Source organism: Clostridium sardiniense (genome assembly GCF_019753795.1).
Taxonomy (GTDB): Bacteria; Bacillota; Clostridia; order Clostridiales; family Clostridiaceae; genus Clostridium; species Clostridium sardiniense.
The window spans coordinates 38,349-54,585 of sequence record NZ_JAIKTU010000014.1; the positions used below are offsets into that span (position 1 = coordinate 38,349).

Below are 16,237 nucleotides of genomic sequence, written 5' to 3' on the forward strand. Positions count from 1 at the left end.
TAAGGAGTTGTGATTATGAGTAAATATAAAAGAGTTTTTACTATAGTAATAGATTCATTAGGAATTGGAGCTATGCCTGATTCAGAAAAATATGGTGATGTAGGTGTTGATACACTTGGACATATAGCTGAATCAGTGGAAAGTTTTAATATTCCTAATCTACAAAAGATGGGTATTTCAAACTTACACAAAGTAAAACATGTAGATGAAGTTTCAAAACCATTAGGATATCAAATGAAAATGCAAGAAGCAAGTGTTGGAAAAGATACAATGACAGGCCATTGGGAAATGATGGGACTTCATATTACAAAACCTTTCCAAACATTTACTGATACAGGATTCCCAAAGGAATTATTAGATGAATTAAGTAAAAGAACTGGTCATAAAATTGTTGGAAACAAGAGTGCTAGTGGAACAGAAATATTAGATGAACTTGGTGAACATCAAATGAAAACTGGAGATATGATAGTTTATACATCAGCAGATTCAGTTCTACAAATTTGTGGTCATGAAGAAACATTTGGATTAGACGAATTATACAGATGTTGTGAAATTGCAAGGGAATTAACACTTAAAGATGAGTGGAAAGTTGGAAGAATAATTGCAAGACCATATTTAGGAAATAAAAAAGGTGAATTCAAACGTACTAGTAATAGACATGACTATGCGTTAAAGCCATATGGAAAAACTGTTCTTAATGAATTAAAGGATAATAACTTTGACGTTATTTCTGTAGGTAAGATTAAGGATATATTTGATGGTGAAGGAATTACAGAAGGACATAAATCAAAGAGTTCAGTTCATGGAATGGAACAAACATTAGAAATAATGGATAAAGACTTTAATGGATTATGTTTCGTAAACTTAGTTGATTTTGATGCCCTTTGGGGACATAGAAGAAATCCACAAGGTTATGCAGAAGAATTAGAAAAATTCGATGTTAATTTAGGTAAAGTACTAGATAAATTAAAAGAAGATGATTTATTAATAATAACTGCTGACCATGGTAATGATCCAACTTATAAAGGAACAGATCATACAAGAGAACATGTACCATTCTTAGCATACTCACCTTCAATGAAAGGCGATGGAGAATTAGAAACAGCAAAAAGCTTTGCTACAATTGGAGCAACTATAGCTGATAACTTTGATCTTAAGATGCCTGAAGGAACTATAGGTGAATCTGTTTTAGAGAAACTTGTATAGTAGTATAAATAATATAGTAAAAAGTAGCTTATTTTAAGCTACTTTTTTTATTGTTGAAATTAAATGGAATCATAATATGAAAATATTATATTATGAAGTAAATATTGGTATAATTAAATGGGGCTAATAACTAAATGGGGAGAGGATGTTATGAATTATAAAATATATATTGTAGAAGATGATGTATCAATTAGTCTTTTATTAAAAGATTATATTACTAAATATGGTTTTGATGTAAAAGTAGCTAATGATTTTGAAGATATAATGAAAGAGTTTAACGAGTTTAATCCTGATCTTGTATTATTAGATATTAATCTTCCAAAGTATGATGGATTCTATTGGTGTAGAAAAATAAGACAAAAGTCTAAGATACCTATAGTTTTTATATCAGCTAGAGATAGCGGTATGGATCAAGTTATGGCCCTTGAAAGTGGTGGGGATGATTACATAACAAAGCCATTTTATTATGAAGTTGTTATTGCGAAAATAAAAAGTCAAATAAGAAGAGCTTTTGGAGATTATGCACCAAAAATTAATGAAAGAATAGTGGAGTTAGATGGACTTAAATTTTATAAGGATAGGTCAGAATTAGAGTTTAATGATAAAATCCTAATAATTACCAAAAAGGAAGGGATATTATTAGAATATCTTATAAAGAGGTATCCTAAAGTAGTAAGTAGAGATTTTCTTTTAGAGAAGATATGGGACGATATTGAGTTTGTAGAAGAGAATACTTTAAATGTTAATGTAAGCAGAATAAGAAAAAGGCTTAAAGAACTTGGAATAGAAAATGGTGTAGAAACTGTAAGAGGATTAGGATATAAATTGAATAAAACATGGTAAGGAGAAATTTATATGAAGTTATTTATAAAAGATAATATAGGATATATAAGTATATATTTTATAAGTATTTTTCTTACGTTAGGATATTTAATTCTTCTAGGTACAGTTGAATTTAGTGAATGCCTATATATATTGTTATTTAATACATTTATTTTATTATGTTTTTTAACTTATAGATATTATAAAAATAAAGAAGTATACAAGTTCTTAGAAGATGGTATAAAAAATGTTGATGAAGCATTTATTGATATTGGTAATTCTCTTTTAGGAGAAAATATATCTAATGTTTTAAAGAAAGAGCATAGCCTATATGAAAGTGAGATTATAAAACTTAATAATACTCATGAAGAGCATTTAACTTTTATAAATCAATGGGTTCATCAGATGAAGACACCACTATCTGCAATACAATTATATATTCAAGAGTATGAGGGTGAAGAAGCAATTGAAAGCATGAAAGCAGAGGTAAATAAATTAAATAAAGGTTTAAACATGGCTATGTATTTTGCTAGGCTTGATTCTTTTAGAAAAGATTTTGTAGTAGAAAAGTTTTCGTTGAATAATTTAGTTTTAAGTAAAATTAATGAAGAAAAACAGATGTTTATAAAAAGCAGAATAATGCCAAGGATTGAAATAGATAAGGATATACAAGTAAATAGTGATGCTAAGTGGATAAAATTCATATTAGAACAGCTTATAGTTAATGGATTAAAATATTCTAAAGGATATGGAAAGGAATTAATTATAAAAGCTTATGAAAGCACTGATGATATAAAATTAACCATAAGTGATGAAGGTATAGGAATACCTAAGAAAGATATTAAAAGAGTATTTGATCCTTTTTTTACAGGTGAAAATGGACGTAAATTTGGTGAATCTACTGGTATGGGATTATATATATCAAAGAAAGTTTGTGATTATTTAGGTCATGATATATCAATAGATTCAAAAGTTTTAGAAGGAACAACTGTAATAATAACATTTAATAAGTAGGATGATATGTTTTTAATATATCATTCTACTTATTTTATTAATAAATAAGTGTGACATACGTGTCACGTTTATGTAAGGTTTGGAGATAGTAACTTTATGGAACTCCATTTAAACTAGTCATATAAGCGGTAGTAATGAAGGAGAAAGAAGTATGAGAGACTATAAAATAATTACACTTAAAAATATTTTATTAAAAGAAAGAAGTTTAAAGGGGGAGTAGAGACGTGGACATATTAAAGGTTAAAAATTTAAAAAAAGTATATGGAAAGAAAGTAACATTTAATGCTTTAGATAATATAAATTTTACTATAGAAAAAGGTGAATTTGTAGGAATTATGGGGCCTTCAGGAAGTGGAAAAACGACACTTTTAAATATGATTTCTACTGTTGATAAACCAACTTCAGGTGAAATAACAATAAAGGGTAAGAACCCTCTAAAATTAAGAGGCGATAAATTAGCCTTATTTAGAAGAAGAGAGCTTGGATTTGTGTTTCAGGACTTTAATTTATTAGATACAGTAACTATAGGAGAAAATATAGTATTACCGTTAACGTTAGATGGGGTACCAGTTAAAGAACAGGATGAAAAACTTGATAAAGTATCAAAGATTCTTGGAATAGAGGATTTATTAAACAAGAGAACCTTCGAAGTATCAGGTGGTCAAGCGCAGAGAACAGCAATTGCAAGGGCGTTGATACATGATCCTTCTATTCTTCTAGCAGATGAACCTACTGGAAATTTAGACTCAAAGTCATCAAAGACAGTAATGGAACTATTTGAAAAGGTGAATAAAGAAGAGAAGGTAACAACTATGCTAGTTACTCATGATCCTTTAGCGGCAAGCTATTGTAGTAGAATTCTCTTCATAAAAGATGGATATATATATAATGAAATTTACAAAGGGGAAAGTAGAGAACAGTTTTATCAAGAGATAATAGATGTACTTGCATTATTAGGAGGAACAAACTAATGAATTTTAGACAGTTTGCAACTAAGAATGTATTAAGAAATATAAGAGCTTATTTTGGATATTTTTTAAGTAGTACTATATCAGCAGCATTATTATTTTCCTTTACTATGCTAGTAATGCATCCTGATTTGAATATTATCATTTTGCCAGAGCATTTACAACAAGGCTTTAAATTAACATCATCAATTGCATACTTATTTTTATGTTTTTTTGTATTCTACTCTGTAAGTGTATTCTTAAAAAGTAGGTTCAAAGAATTTGGAATACTATATATTTTAGGAATATCAAAAAGACAGATAAGAAAGATGATTGCAATTGAAAATATACTTATAAGCTCCTCAGCAGGATTTTTTGGAGTTTTAATAGGATTAGTATTTTCTAAGATATTTTTGGCCTTAAGTGGAAAGTTATTAGGAATTGATGCTTTAGGATTTTATTTTCCTATTAAAGCTATAGTAACAATTTTAATAGCATTTATTTTAATGGGAATTATAATATCTATTTTTACTACATCAATAATAAAAGAGGATAAGGTTTTAGGATTGCTTAAAGGAACTCAGAAACCAAAGGAGCAACCTAAGAGTTCTATAATATTATCAATATTAAGTATAATTTTACTTGTAGGAGGTTATTATTTCGCTGTTACATCAACTATGAGAAATATATCTTATAGAATTATACCTGTAACAGTAGTTGTTATAATAGCCACATATTTTTTATTTTCACAATTTAGTATTTTTATTATAAAAGTTATGAAGAGTAATAGAAATTTTTATATGCATAAAACAGCTGTATTATGGGTATCAAATCTTTTATATAGAGTTAAGGATAATTCAAGGATGTTCTTTTTAATAGCTATAACATCATCAGTAGTATTTACATCAATTGGTGGAGTGACAGCTTTTTGGATGAATAAAGAAGATGAAGTTCAAAAAAACTTTCCTCAAACATTTTTCTATTCAGGAGAAAAGATAAATAGCAACAGAATAGATTTTATTGAAGATGCCCTAAAAAGAGATGGATATTATTATACTAAGGATCAAGGTACAGTTAAATTTGTATGTCCATTGGATAATACTATAGCACTAAATGTAATTAGCCAAAGTACCTATAATAATTTAGCTAAATCTCTTGGAGAAAAAGAAGTGAACATTAAAGATAACGAAGCTTTATTAAGTACTCCACTTAATAATATTAAAAGGAAAAATATTTTAACAAATAATATGGATATAAAAGTAATAGGAAAACTGGAAAAAAGAATAGTACCTGCATATTATGATGATGTTTATGTTATAAGTGATTATGATTATAAGAAAATTGAAGGATCAGAATCTGTATTTATTGCCTTTAATGTAAAGAGTTATAAAGATACTTTAAATATATGTAATGACTATAATGAAAAATTTATGGATGAAAGATATAGTGGAGAGTATACTCTACTAATGAAGGCTGAGATGCTAGAAGCAAGCAAGATTGAATATGGAGAAGTTATGTTTTTAACTATATTCATAGGAATAATATTCTTTGTAACTACAGGAAGCTTTTTATATAACAAATGTTATATGGATGTTGAAGAAGATAAGATTAAATATAAAAAGTTAAATAAGATAGGGTTAACTTTTAAGGAGATAAAAAAAGTATCAACTATTGAAATTGGAGTGCTATTTTTATTGCCATATGTAATAGCTGTTATTCATTCCATGTTTGCACTAGAGGCATTAAAGAGTGCTTTTAATATAAATATAAGCATAGCTGCTTTTATTGTTATGGGAAGTTTTTTATTAGTACAAATAATATATTTCTTAATTATAAGAGGAAATTATTTGTTAGAAGTAAAAAGAAGTTTAAATAATAAATAATGAAGCTTAAATAATATAGAAGGGTGGTTACATTTTAGTAGCAACCCTTCTATCTTATTTATGGGTCTTGAAGTGTTGTTGGAATAGTTTTTTTAGTATTTTCGTTATTAATTGAGGTAGCCTTTACAAGCATAGTTGCATAGAAAGGTATTCCACTATCCACTGATATTATATATCTAAAAGATATATAAATACTATTTCCATGAGCGATGTTATTTAATAATGATGATGTTATATTAGCAGAAGTGTTTTGAGGAATAGATTGTACAAATGTTTCACCAATATAAACATCATAGTCATATTTAATTGGAGTCATTTCTAATCTATAGCTATCAAATCCTTGACCTATATTAGTTAAAATATATTCTATTTTAGTTGGTTCTCCAAGCTGAGATAGATTAATTGCAGCATCACTACCAATTAGACTGTAAAATGATAATGGTAAGAATTGTATTAAGCTATTTATATATAATTCATTATTATAAATCAAATCAGAAGTATATATCTTACTTGTATATATTTTATTGTAATATTGATTTGCATGACCAGTTATAATTAGTTTATTTTCAGCAATAGGTCCATTTAAAATATTAGATTCAAATACTAAATATTTATTAGATAAAGCAGAAATATAATCTATATTTATAGATAATATATGAGTAATACTGTTGTAAGATGAAGTAACTCCATTAGAAGATAAGATAATATTATTAAAGTTTAAATAGTCTGGAATACTTACATTAGCATAAATATTAGCAGCATCAGTGTTCCCTAAATTAGAAGCTTGAACCTTAGTATATATTTTATTAAAGCTTCCAAGGATAAAGAATTGTGTAAATCCATTCATAACTCCAGAAGAGCCAATATTTAAGTCAATATGAGGATGATTTATTATAAGTGAATTATTTATGCCTAAATTGGTAGTTTCGTTTAGCATATTTATATAAGTCAAATTACCATAAAAACTTTCTGTAGTATAGAGTGGATTTTGACTTGATACTATTGAGTCACTTATTAAGCACTTAATCTTATAATTATAGATAATTGAGCTAGATATTGTATCTATATTAGTTATAGTGTCAAAAATTACGGTTCTATTTGCCAAAGAAGAATCTATAGGAACATCATTTAGCCATGCTTCATTTAAATAAGTTTGATATGATGGTATCAATATCAAGTTAGATAATGATGATAACTTTTGCCCCATAGGAATTGTAATTTTAAGAGTATAATATACAATATCACCTACAATTTTTGTAGGAGAATCACTATTTAGTTGAAGTGTAATAACCTCTGAACGAAGTGTTGTGCTTTGTGTTAAAGCACCAATATCATATTGTAAATTTTCTAGAGTTGAATTATAACTTTGAGTATATGGTGATGTTGTAGAACTAGTAAAAGTAAAGGATTCATTAGGGCCTAGAGTATTAGAGATTGATATTTTATAGCTTAGCATAAAAATATCATTTGGTCCTAATTTATCAATATTAATAACTATAGAATTATTTTGTATTGTAAATGGAACTATAGCATCATTTACTTTAGCAATTATAGAGTTTTGATCTAGTATTACAGAACTTGGAATTGATTCAGTAAAGGTAATATTAAATGCATCAGTTACGTTATTTAGAGAATTATCATTTTTAAGAGAAGCATTAAAAGAATATATTTCTCCAATCTTTACTTTATTTATATTATTTCCAAATACGTTTCTATTTAAAATTAAATTTGGTTTTCCAAAAATAAATCCTACTTGGCTTCTACTTGAATAACCTATCCCATTAGAGTTTACAACTTGTAACTTAAATAGATTATAAGGGAAATTAGTATCTGAATTTATATAATCTATTTGAGTAGTATAATCTATATCAAAGGATTGACCTCCAGATATACTATTTACAAACCATAATACACCGTTTGGAGATACTGGAACAATTCCAGTGCCAGGATATTCATTTGATGAATAATTATAATTAATATTAAGAATATCTTTAGTCATATAAGGGTAAAAATCAAATATTTTAACTTGGCTAGAAGGAGCCAGTATATTGCTACTATTATAAGTTGATTTATAACTTATATAATCACCAGGAGCGACAATATTAAAAGGCTTTGGTGTATTATCTCTATAATAATATCCAGTAATAACTTTAGAGGTCAATGGGAAACCAATTCTTAGGACAGTAGAATCTGATGAGCTTATAAGTTTGTTAGTAGCAGTACTTATGGCATTACAATTTGTTGAAACAGTAAAGGTATCACCAGATAAGATATCTAACCCATTAGATAGATATTTATTAAGAATGCTACCATTAATTTTTACAATTGCTGTTTGCCCGGCAGATATAGTTCCTACATTGAATAAAACTTGAGTTATTCCACCAGAAGAAGTAGTTTTTGAGGTATACATAGGAGTGCTAGTATCATCAAGTATTTGTCCATCGCTTGTAGTTAGATAACCACTAAGATTCAATAACCCATGATATAGATTGTTATAAAAATATACATAGTAAGTCAATTCTTCATTTATATCAACTATATATTTGGATAAAACTATATTTAAAATTACTTCAAAAGCAATAAGGGTATAAACTTGAGAAAAACTCACATTATCTATAACCCAAGATAATTCATTTGAAATTGATGAATTATTCTCAATATATGAACCTAATATAGTACCATTAGTGTAATATCTTTCATTAATTTTTATATCAAAACGTATTGTTACAGTAGTATCTTCCGGTATTGAGACATTATTCCAAACTAAACTGAAATTATTACTTAAAGTGTTTGGAGAGAGAATTGTAAAATTATTAAGTTCCTGCGATGAATAACCTAATATAGACAAATTGCCCAAATAATTTATCCCATTGCCTAAAATATCTGTAAAACTATCAAAGAATATATCAGAATTTTTAGCTGTTTTAATTATTATAGATGATGAATAAATTTTACCTAATAATAATTTAGATGGATTTACTTTATAAATAATATATCTGCTTGCATTAAATGAAAAGGTAGATATAGATTCTATAATTTCGTTATTATTATCATAAATTCCACGAGGCATAGTATCAGCAAATGCAGTAATACTACATGATATTAATGAGCCAAAAGGCATAGTATCACCATTATTAAATTCAGTATTGAGTTTTAAATTAAAATTAATGCCATAATCTATTTCATTAGGAGCTAGATCCTTTATATTTGTAAATAAATAAATATTATCTGATACGCTTGTATATGGTACTGAAGAGCTAACAAACGTGATTCCATCACCTAAATTAAGAGTAAATGATAAGTTATATAAAGTGCTAGTACTATCAGTATTAGATACGGTAGTTAATACTGAAATAGTTCCTCCAGTAGTTAAATTAATAATTGAGTCATTATTTATACTGATTAGAAAATTTGAAGGGTTATACATGTTGCACCTCCATAAAAAGATTTTTATATATTATATTCGGCTAAATGTAGTTTGTTATAACACATTACTGTGTTTATTAATATAATACATTATAATATTTGAAAATTTTGTGATTTTAAGTAGAAGAATAAAGGAGAGAACTTTTATGGCAACGATAAAACAAGATATTTATGTGCTCGGTCAATCTCAAGCTAAACAAATTAATAGTGTAGGCCAAGAAATTAGGTTAGACTTATCTTTAAGACCACAAGTATTAAATAATACAGGAAAAGTTACAGGAACGGTAACTTCAGGTGGAAACCCAGTCCCTAATGCTTTAGTTAAGATTATGGATTCTAATTATAATCCAATATTACATGCTGTAACTGCACTAGATGGGACTTATACATTAGATAATCTTCCAGCTGGAACAGGCTATAATATATTCTGTACAGCAGCTGGAATGGCACTTCAACAAGGAGTAAGCTTTAGTATTACTGCTGGACAAGTTATAAATAGAGATTTTAATCTTGTTAGTGATCCAGCAGCCCAGCTTGGAATAATTGCAGGAGACTTAGTTGACTCTTCAAGCAATACACCTATAGGCGGTGCAGTTGTTTCATTATATTTGGTTAATCCAGATAATACAGAAGTTCTTCAAGCTATAACTTATACTAATGAGTATGGACAATTCGTATTTAGAGAGCTTGCAATTGGAAATTATTCAATAAGAGTATCAGCTTTAGGATATATAGGAACATCTAGTACTGTATCTATAAGCACACCTGGTCAAATAGTCCCTTCACTAATTACAATAGTGCAGGATCCAAATGCTTCAAGAGGTACTGTTTCAGGTATTATTACAGATAATAATAATCAACCAATTGCTAATGCCGATGTTGTCTTATATAAAGTAAATTCAGATGATTCACTTACAGCTATTTCATTTGGTAAAACTAATGCTTCAGGAGTATATTTGTTTATTAATGTTCCACAAGGAAACTACAAAGTTAAAGCGAACCAAACACAAGATGTTATTGTACCTTAATAAATTTAAAGAACTGGATTTTAATTCAGTTCTTTAAATATACATATAAGTAATTTTAATAAAGGTGAATATAACATATGATTAATAGATTTTTATTTATATTAATACTGATGATATTACCTAGAGAAAAATATAAAATAAATAGTAGAATATATATTAAATTTAATGTCAGAGATGAGAATAATGTTCCTATAAAAGATGCTAAAATTTCAATTAGGGCATATAAATCAAAAAAAATTATAAATATTTTGACATGTTATAGAGGAAGAGCACTCACTAGTGGAATCTGCAAAAATACTTATAAAATTACTATTTCTAAGAAGGGATATACAGAAAAAACATTTATAATTAAGGCATTCAAAAATATTAATTGTAATATAAGTTTATGTCATATAAATACTAATAGAATATATGGATATATTACTGATATAAATAATAGAGTCGTTAATAAGGCGATTGTAGTATTGTATAAAGTAATTTCTAAAAAAGTATATATACCAAAAAAATTTACCTATACAGATTTTACTGGAGAATATAATTTTTTTAATATACCAAAAGGAAAGTATATTATTAAGGCAATAAAATAAATTATATAAATAGGTATTAAAATAAATTATTTTATTGAATAAATATATAGAATAAAACAAAGCTCCACAACAATAAATGTTTTGTGGAGCTTTTATGTTTTATATTATTTATTATTTTTCTTATCCTTCTTGTCTATTCCACAAGGTACCCAAGGATAATCAGGATGTGATGGATCACAAGGATCTGTTACATCTACCTTTTTTTCTTCTTCTACGATTTGATCAAAAAATTCTGGTTTTATAGTTTTTTCTTTATTACTCATATTTAACATCTCCAATTCTCAATAAATTCTATATTTAAATTATATATTAAATAATAATTATTATCAACAAATAATTTATTGAATATTTTATTAATAATAAAAATACAATAATTAGAAACATATTTTATACACTTTTATATAGTTTGGTAATTGTTTTATTTAGTATTTGTAATTAATATTTTAATAATTCATTGCATTTATTTTAAGGTAAAAAAATACTTGGTAATAAATAGTTGATTAAAGATTTATTTTATGAACACAAATTTTATAAAATGAACCATAAATGAATATAATTGCGTATAAATGAACAATTGTTAATAAATTGTGATAAAAAAGCTCTTATTTTTAACTGAATTTTAATAAATACTCAATAAAAATATTTATCTAATTATTTTTATTATTTTATTTGCAAATGTTGATATATTAATATAAAATGTTTACAATGAGAGTGTAAGTAAATGCTTACATGTACGATGATTATTAATACTTTGAGTGAGCGAAGGATAATAATTTAAAGAGGTAAATATAGGGGATTGGGATTTGGAGTTGTTATTTCATATAAAAATATAGATGCTGGGTATATTTTAAAAGGTATAGAACAATTTACCAATATATTTAGGCCCAATTAATTATTTATAAAGAGAATGTTCATTAAGGGTATTGTAAACGTTGTTGTAATTATTTTAAAAACAATAGATGACAATGAAAGAATAGGATGGTGTATTTAAATGAAGGTACTTGTTATAAATTGTGGTAGTTCATCTTTAAAATATCAATTAATTGATATGACAAATGAAGAATGTATCGCACAAGGATTAGTTGAAAGAATTGGACTTGAAGGTTCTGTTTTAACACAAAAATCAGATAAAGGTAAATATAAGATAAATGAAGAGATTAAAAATCATAAAGATGCTATAAATTTAGTACTTAAAGCATTAGTTGATGAAGAAAATGGTGTAATTTCATCTATGGATGAAATATCAGCTGTAGGACATAGGGTAGTTCATGGCGGAGAAAGATACGCAAATTCTGTTGTTGTAGATGAAGAAGTAATTAAATATTTAGAGGAATGCGCAAAGCTAGCTCCTTTACATAATCCACCAAATATTATTGGAATAAGAGCATGCCAAGAAATTATGGGTGATACTCCTATGGTTGTAGTGTTTGATACAGCTTTCCATCAAACAATGCCAGAAGTTGCATATATTTATCCAATAGAATATGCATTATATGAAAATTATAAAATAAGAAAGTATGGATTCCATGGAACTTCTCATAAGTATGTATCAAATAAGCTTGCAGAAGTGATGGGTAAAGATATTAGAGATTTAAAAATAATAAGTTGTCACCTAGGAAATGGAGCGAGCTTAGCTGCTGTAAAGGGTGGTAAATCTGTTGATACTACTATGGGCTTTACACCACTTGAAGGTATTGCTATGGGAACAAGATCAGGAAGTATAGATCCATCTATTCCAACATATCTAATTAGTGAATGTAATTATACAGCAGAGGAAGTAGCTAATTTATTAAATAAAAAGTCAGGAGTTCTTGGAATATCAGGAGTTAGCTCAGATTTTAGAGATATAGAAAAAGCAGCTTCAGAAGGAAATAAAAGGGCTCAATTAGCTTTAGATATATTCCATTATAAAATTAAAGGACAAATTGGAGCATATGCAGCACAAATGGGTGGAGTAGATGCAATTATCTTTACAGCAGGAGTTGGAGAAAATGGTCCAGAAACTAGAGAAGCTTGCTTAAGTGGACTAGAGTTTTTAGGAATTAAAGTAGATAGTGAAAAAAATAAAGTAAGAGGTAAGTTAGCTGAAATTTCATCAGATGATTCAAAGGTAAAAGTCTATGTAGTTCCAACTAATGAAGAGCTTATGATTGCTAAAGACACTGTGAGATTACAAAAGTAAAATTTTAAATATGTAAGAATCCTAATATGTTATTAGGATTCTTATTTAATTACAAGTACTTTTAGTTACATTTTTTGTATTATGTAAGACTAATAATACAAAATTATTATGATATAATATGAAAAAGAAATACTACTGTATATATTAGAAGGAGTGATAGCAGTGAATTTTTGCTGGAGTACATTGACAGTATCAGATATAGAAAAATCATCAAAATTTTATAAGAATATAATTGGATTAAAAGAATTAAGAACTCTAAGGCCTAATGAAGAAATGACTATAATGTTTTTAAAGGATAATCATAATTTTAATTTAGAGCTTATAGAAAATAAAAAAAATGATGAAGAAAAAATATTTAAAGGAATAACTTTAGCTTTTAGAGTAGATTCATTAGATGAATCTATTGAGGATATGAAGAATAAGAATATAGATATAGTAAGAGGACCAATTAAAGTCTCTAAAGATACTAAGTTCTTCTTTATAAAAGATCCAGATGGATTAGAAATACAAATTGTTGAAAGCAATGAACTTTAATAAAAAAGATTCTACCTTTATAAATAAGGTAGAATCTTTTTTTATTAGTTAATATGTTGACTTTGAAAACCTTCGCGTTTAACTGAGTGTTTCTTTTGAGTTCTATTATGATTTTTACCTTCTTCACTAGTTATTGATGTTTGGTAATTACATTTTTTCATTCTATCTTTTTTATTATCAGGCTGACTATCTTTTGTCATATTTTCACCTCCAGTAATTGATAATATTAGTATGCATAAAATATGTTAAAAAAACACGAGAAAAGATAAGGAAAATATTTTTAAATATTCACAAAAAACACAAAAATTAGAGTTAAAATAATAATAGAAATAATTTTTAAAAATGTGTTAATATGTTTAAAGAATATTATAAATTTAAAAGTTAAATTTATGAATTCTATATTGCCGAAGTATAAGTATACTGGTATTATTAGTTGTGAACTCAAACTAGTAAAATTTTATATTTATTTTAACTAGATATTAAACATATAAAGCTAAAATTTTAGTTACCTAAATATAGGTTTTCTAGAAATCGCATTTTAATACACATGCTATACTCAGAGAGGTCTTGATGGAATTATTTTAAAAGATGTATTATAAGTAACATCAACTATTAAAATCCACCATAGCAATATAGTGGATTTTTTATTTTGAAAATTTTATTCCGTATGTGAAAAGTATTACTTAATTAAGCAATACAGGAACAATAAAAATAGGTTTGTAGTTGATAAGTCTTAACTATAATATTTTATTCTTTTAAAGAAAGTAATCCTAATTATAAGTATTAGTACATATTTATAGAATGTATTACCTAAGTAAAGAGATATATTTAAAATAAAATTTATAATTATATAATGGGTTAGGATCTAATATATGAATAAATTTTTAAAAGTAACAAGCGTATTTCTAAGTCATAAGTTAAAAAGTAGAAGTATTAAAATAAAATTTTATGTTGTGTGTAACAAGTACAGGGGAGAGTAATCATTATGGAAAAAGAAAAAAATAATCGCAAAAAAATAATTACAGGTATTATAATTGCAGTTTGTATTTTACTAGTAGCGTATTTAGGTATGTCATTTTATTTTACTAACCACTTTTATTTTGGATCTGAAATTAACGGTATAAGTGTGTCAGGTGAAACTGTGGAAGAGGCAAATGAAAAAATATCATCACAAATAGGAGCATATAAGTTAGAGTTACAAGGTAGAGATAACTTAGATGCAGAAATTACAGCATCTGATATAGGATTGCAGTATAATTCAACAGATAAGATTCAAGAGTTAAAAGATAGCCAAAATCCATTTGCTTGGATTATTCATATTTTTAAAGCGAAGAATTCAGAGGTTACTGAAATGGCTTCATATGATAAACAAAAATTAGATAAATACATCAATGAGCTACCTTATTTCAAGAAGAAAAATATAGTTGAACCTAAGAATGTTAGCTTTAAGTATGAGGATGGTCAATATAAAGTTGTAGATGAAGTATATGGAACTAAAGTTAATAAAGAAACTTTATATAATGAAATAGTGAAAGCTATAGCTAGTGGTAGACATACATTAAATTTAGAAGAAGCTAATTGTTATGAAAATCCAAAATATACTACAAAATCACCAGAAGTAGCACAGACTAAGGACAAGCTTGATAAATATGTCAAAACTAATGTGACTTATACAATAGGATATAATAAAGTTAACTTAGATGGTTCTACAATAAATAAATGGCTTGAAGTTAATAACGATTTAAATGCTATTATTAATGAAAATAAAGTTAGAAATTATGTAACTAATTTAGCTAAAACTTACAACACATACGGAAAAACAAGAGATTTTAAGACTACATTAGGAACTGTAGTAAAAGTTCCAGGTGGAGATTACGGATGGGCAATTAGTATTCCAAATGAGACACAAGCATTAATGGAAGATATAAAGAATGGAGAAACTGTAAAGAGAGACCCTAAATATTCTCAAACAGCAGCAGCTTATGGTATAGATGATATTGGAAATACTTATGTTGAACTTGACATGACAAAACAACATCTATGGTATTATAAAGATGGAGTTCTTGTAGCTGAGGGTGATGTAGTTACAGGTAATGAAAGCAAAAAATGGGGGACACCTGTAGGTACTTATAGGTTAAAGTATAAGGAAAAAAATGCAATACTAAAAGGCGATAATTATAGTTCAAAAGTTGATTATTGGATGCCATTTAATGGTGGAATCGGTCTTCATGATGCAAGTTGGAGAAATAAATTTGGTGGAGAAATCTATAAAAATAGTGGTTCTCATGGTTGTGTAAATGCACCACATGCTCTTGCAGAAAAAGTATTTAATAATATAGAACCTAACACACCAGTTGTTTGTTATTTTGAGTAAATAACTATAATAAATTATATAAAAGAACCTACATTAAATAATAATGTAGGTTTTTTTATTTTAAATTATTTTAACACAGTAAGATTCAATACAAGTGTTAACTTGAATTAAATAAGCAATTTTAGGTACTGTCTTTCTAGATAAAATTTATATATAAAATATCACTTTAATTCAAATTAGGTTACAAATATTAGATTTAATGATATACTTTATATGATTTAACATATACTTTTT

At 26.7% G+C, this 16,237-nt stretch carries 13 protein-coding genes; 10 read left to right on the top strand and 3 right to left on the bottom strand.

The genetic code is table 11. The features are described 5' to 3' along the window. Positions 1-15: 15 nt before the first annotated feature. The 5 genes from K5V21_RS15570 to K5V21_RS15590 all read left to right on the top strand — a co-directional run bounded on the left by K5V21_RS15570 (position 16) and on the right by K5V21_RS15590 (position 5,872). A complete protein-coding gene (locus K5V21_RS15570; protein ID WP_221862078.1) occupies positions 16-1,206 on the top strand; it encodes a phosphopentomutase in 1,191 nt (396 codons plus the stop codon). Positions 1,207-1,356: 150 nt separating this feature from the next. After that, entirely contained in the window at positions 1,357-2,049 is a 693-nt protein-coding gene (locus tag K5V21_RS15575; RefSeq protein WP_221862079.1) for a response regulator transcription factor, read from the top strand. A gap of 12 nt (positions 2,050-2,061) precedes the next feature. Beyond that, positions 2,062-3,042, top strand: a complete 981-nt coding sequence (locus K5V21_RS15580) for a sensor histidine kinase (protein WP_221862080.1) — start codon at positions 2,062-2,064, stop codon at positions 3,040-3,042. A gap of 224 nt (positions 3,043-3,266) precedes the next feature. Further along, a complete protein-coding gene (locus tag K5V21_RS15585) occupies positions 3,267-4,013 on the top strand; it encodes an ABC transporter ATP-binding protein (protein WP_221862081.1) in 747 nt (248 codons plus the stop codon). Continuing rightward, a complete protein-coding gene (locus K5V21_RS15590; protein ID WP_221862082.1) occupies positions 4,013-5,872 on the top strand; it encodes an FtsX-like permease family protein in 1,860 nt (619 codons plus the stop codon). Before K5V21_RS15585 ends, K5V21_RS15590 begins: the two co-directional genes overlap by 1 nt. Positions 5,873-5,930: 58 nt before the next feature. Here K5V21_RS15590 and K5V21_RS15595 read toward each other — a convergent pair whose 3' ends face one another. Continuing rightward, a complete protein-coding gene (locus K5V21_RS15595) occupies positions 5,931-9,299 on the bottom strand; it encodes an autotransporter outer membrane beta-barrel domain-containing protein (RefSeq protein WP_221862083.1) in 3,369 nt (1,122 codons plus the stop codon). A 145-nt stretch (positions 9,300-9,444) separates the two neighbouring features. Here K5V21_RS15595 and K5V21_RS15600 point away from each other — a divergent pair, with 145 nt between their 5' ends. Together K5V21_RS15600 and K5V21_RS15605 are read left to right on the top strand one after the other, a co-directional pair. Then, positions 9,445-10,326, top strand: coding sequence for an MSCRAMM family protein (locus K5V21_RS15600; RefSeq protein WP_221862084.1), 882 nt, complete (start codon positions 9,445-9,447; stop codon positions 10,324-10,326). Between the two features lie 77 nt (positions 10,327-10,403). Then, positions 10,404-10,913 carry a carboxypeptidase-like regulatory domain-containing protein gene (locus K5V21_RS15605; protein ID WP_204594931.1) on the top strand — a complete coding sequence of 170 codons (510 nt, stop codon included), beginning with the start codon at positions 10,404-10,406 and terminating at the stop codon, positions 10,911-10,913. 104 nt (positions 10,914-11,017) lie between these two features. On the opposite strand, the gene K5V21_RS15610 is transcribed toward K5V21_RS15605, so the two are convergent. Next, positions 11,018-11,176, bottom strand: a complete 159-nt coding sequence (locus tag K5V21_RS15610) for a hypothetical protein (protein ID WP_204594932.1) — start codon at positions 11,174-11,176, stop codon at positions 11,018-11,020. A gap of 728 nt (positions 11,177-11,904) precedes the next feature. On the opposite strand from K5V21_RS15610, the gene K5V21_RS15615 reads away from it, so the two are divergent. Together K5V21_RS15615 and K5V21_RS15620 are read left to right on the top strand one after the other, a co-directional pair. Continuing rightward, positions 11,905-13,095 (top strand): acetate kinase, encoded by a 1,191-nt coding sequence (locus K5V21_RS15615; RefSeq protein ID WP_221862085.1) that lies wholly within the window; start codon positions 11,905-11,907, stop codon positions 13,093-13,095. 162 nt (positions 13,096-13,257) lie between these two features. Next, entirely contained in the window at positions 13,258-13,629 is a 372-nt protein-coding gene (locus K5V21_RS15620) for a VOC family protein (protein WP_221862086.1), read from the top strand. Between the two features lie 44 nt (positions 13,630-13,673). Here the strand turns inward: K5V21_RS15620 and K5V21_RS15625 are convergent, their stop codons facing one another. Continuing rightward, the gene (locus K5V21_RS15625) at positions 13,674-13,829 is read right to left on the bottom strand and encodes a hypothetical protein (RefSeq protein ID WP_221862087.1); all 156 of its coding nucleotides are present in this window, start codon (positions 13,827-13,829) and stop codon (positions 13,674-13,676) included. A gap of 785 nt (positions 13,830-14,614) precedes the next feature. Between K5V21_RS15625 and K5V21_RS15630 the strand changes: the two genes are divergently transcribed. After that, complete coding sequence (locus K5V21_RS15630) at positions 14,615-16,003, top strand: L,D-transpeptidase family protein (protein ID WP_221862088.1); 1,389 nt, start codon at positions 14,615-14,617, stop codon at positions 16,001-16,003. Positions 16,004-16,237: the final 234 nt, after the last annotated feature.